Source organism: uncultured Gimesia sp., from assembly GCF_963972345.1.
Lineage (GTDB): Bacteria > Planctomycetota > Planctomycetia > Planctomycetales > Planctomycetaceae > Gimesia.
In genome coordinates this window covers 1-3,097 of record NZ_CAXAVM010000340.1, presented here as the reverse complement: position 1 = coordinate 3,097, position 3,097 = coordinate 1, and the positions used below count along the sequence as shown (strand labels likewise).

2 protein-coding genes are annotated in these 3,097 nt (G+C 53.1%); both read right to left on the bottom strand.

What is annotated here, in order from left to right:
• Positions 1-463: sulfatase-like hydrolase/transferase (locus AACZ40_RS28760; protein WP_339677082.1), on the bottom strand; the 463-nt coding region annotated here is incomplete at its 3' end.
• Between the two features lie 33 nt (positions 464-496).
• Positions 497-2,143, bottom strand: coding sequence for an arylsulfatase (locus AACZ40_RS28755; protein WP_291170821.1), 1,647 nt, complete (start codon positions 2,141-2,143; stop codon positions 497-499).
• Between the last annotated feature and the right edge of the window lie 954 nt (positions 2,144-3,097).

Here is a 3,097-nt window from a genome sequence, read left to right as displayed (position 1 = left end):
GGGATTCCGGGCCCAGATGCCATTTTCCGAAGTAGGCGGTGTTGTAGCCTGCTGATTTCAGGAGTTCGCCTGGTGTGACGATATCTAAAGGGAGATGCGGAGCGTTCTCGGGAACGATCAGTTTTTCAAACGGCCGCCAGTGGCCGGGGATGAAATCGGTCAGATGCAGTCGCGCCTGGTATTGACCGGCCTGGATACTGGCCCGCGTGGGAGAGCAGACCGGGCAGGCCGCGTAAAAATCGGTGAAACGTACGCCATCACTGGTCAACTGGTCGATGTGCGGCGTGTCGTGAAACTGATGCCCATAACTGACAGGGTCAGGCCAGCCCATGTCGTCAATCAGGATGAACACAATATTCGGACGGTTTATAGTCGCTTTCTGCTCGGCCTGCGAGACTGTCAGGGGAACCAGCAGCAGGCACATGGCGACGAACAGACTCTGAAGAAGTGATTTCAGTAGCATATCAAGGTCCTCTTAAGAGACGGGATGCGTGGTTTACTTCTTACGATAAAAATCGGGTCCCTTGCTGCGATAGCCGGGCGCCGGCAGCTGTTCCCAGGGGACGACTCCCGCGTTCTCTGCCCAGGTCTGCCAGGCTTCTGCGAGGGAAGCAGCGCGCTCCGGTTCTGATTTTGCCAGATCGTGCAATTCACTGCGATCCTGGCTCAGGTCATACAGTTCCCAGTCCTGCCGGTGTTCTTTGACCAGTTTCCAGTTTCCCAGGCGAATGGCTTGATTGCCTTCATGTTCCCAGTGCAGGGTGCGCGGTTTTGTCTGTTCAGGCTGCTGAAAGGTGGGCAACAGACTGACGCCTGACAGGGGCGTGATCTGTTTTCCGTTTCGCGTCTCCGGATATTTCGCGTGAGAGATGTCAGCAAAGGTTGCCAGAAGATCAATCACGTGACCCGTCTGTCGAGTCCAGCCGCCCGTCTGTTTGATCTGTGCTGGCCAGCGGGCAATCAGGGGCGTCGAAATGCCCCCTTCATGCATCCACATTTTATGAAAGCGGAAGGGGGTATTGCTGGTATTGGCCCAGCCGACTTCGGCACAGCGAAACGATTCGCGAGTGCCTGTGACTGCCCCAGGCTGGTGTCCGCGGTCGATGTACTCGGCACTGGCGCCATTGTCTGACAGAAAGAGGACCAGTGTATTCTCTGCGGCACCCATCTGGTCGAGTTGTTTAAGTACCTGTCCAATGCCTCGATCCATGCTGGTGATCATCGCAGCGTAGACGGACATCCGCAGATCCCATTCCTGCTGCTCTGGTTCCGTCAGTGAATCCCAGGCTGGGGCATCGGGATCGCGGGGAGAGAGCGGGGCGTTGATCAGTCCCAGGTCCTTCATTTTCTGATGACGCTGTTTGCGGAGCTGATCCCAGCCTTTCAGATAGTTACCTCGACAGGCTGCGATATCTTCGGGCCAGGCATGCAGTGGAAAATGCGGCGCCGTATAAGCAAGGTACATAAAGAAAGGTTGCTGCGGCTGTTGGCGGGCATGGTCTTTCAGGTATTCGACGGCGCGCTGGCTGAAGGCATCGGTAACGTAGTAATTCTGTTCTGGAGGTTTAATGAACTGATTGTCTTCATAAAGTGGTCGTGGGGCAAAGTAGTTCCCCCCTCCCCCGGTACCATAAGCGCGGTCGAAGCCTCGACCCAGAGGCCAGTTTTCGTTGGGCTCCCGCATGCGATATGTGAGATGCCATTTACCGACGTGATAACATTGATAACCTGTCGGCGCAAGGACCTGGGGAATGCTGACACAATGTTCGTTCAGTTCGCCCTGGTAGCCGGGCAGTTTGTCGTTCCGGTTCATCCAGCCCATACCCGCCTGATGCGGATACAGGCCGGTCATGAGGGACGCCCGCGTGGGGCAACAGCGACCGGCGTTATAAAACTGTGAGAACCGAAGTCCCTCTTTTGCCAGCTGGTCCAGGTGGGGAGTCTGAATTTCCGAGCCGTAACAGCCCAGATCTGAGAAGCCCAGGTCATCAGCCATAATCAGGATGATGTTGGGGGGCTCTGCCTGACAGACGCTGTCAGAGAAAGAGACAAGAAGCAGACAGAGCAGTAGCACACCAGACCAGTTCAGACTGCGAGGTGTAAAACAGCGGGGGGTAAACTTTGTGTAATTGTGGGGAACCATGATGTTTCGAGTGGTCCTTTGCGTGAGCGTTCGCGTTCGGAACGTTGTTACATCCGCGCCTGGATTTTCTGAACAGGCAACGCAATCAATTGTCCTTCAGCTGTTGCGGGACGTCAACTCTCATGAGATTCAATGCGGATTAACTGCGACGAGGCACTGGTTGAACGGGGCAGCAGCCGGTCAGCTTAAATCCGCGCTGACGCAACTGACTCAATCGAATGCGGCGTGTTCATCTCAGGGAGGTGAATACTTTCTGATAGAATTCGATCCGGTTTCGGCGTATATCCCCCGAAAGTCAGAGGGGCAGATCAGCCGTGTTTGTATGTTGATCTCGCTGAAACAAAAAGTAGCAAGAGAAAATGGCTCACATGAATTATGATTCCGCAGGTTGTTTCAATAATTCTATTTTCATCAGGGGCACGAGACCGTCAAGACGGACTCACAAAAGTAGTTGGCGAAACCGGGGTGAAGTGTTGCGGCGTAGTGCTGATCTGTGCCCACATCGTGTTGAAGTGCTGCGATGTGTGTCGACCCGCAGATGGCATTTGAGCACTGTTTTGAAAAATCGTGCTGAAACGAGAGACTTTAATAGTGCGGATTTGAACCCGGTTCACAGAGATCAGCTGAAAATATAATGCACTCGCGCGCGACTCACAGCAACGTAGTCTGGACGAAGGCAGGTGAGAGTCAAGTTCAGTTTATTCAGCATTCAGGGTTTCAGATTGTGAGGAGACTGTCGCTGGTATGAGAATGTGCACGCCTGTTGATTTGATTGAGTTATCTTTTCCTAAATACTCTGTTGCCGGTAATTTGTGTCGATCTCTGGTCGTGAAATTTGTATGATGGATCAGTTAAATTATTATGAATTCGATTTTAATGGGGCCACATATGCGAATTCTGATTGGATGGGATAATCCCGATGAATGTGAACTCATTTCTCTGTATCTGGGTGTG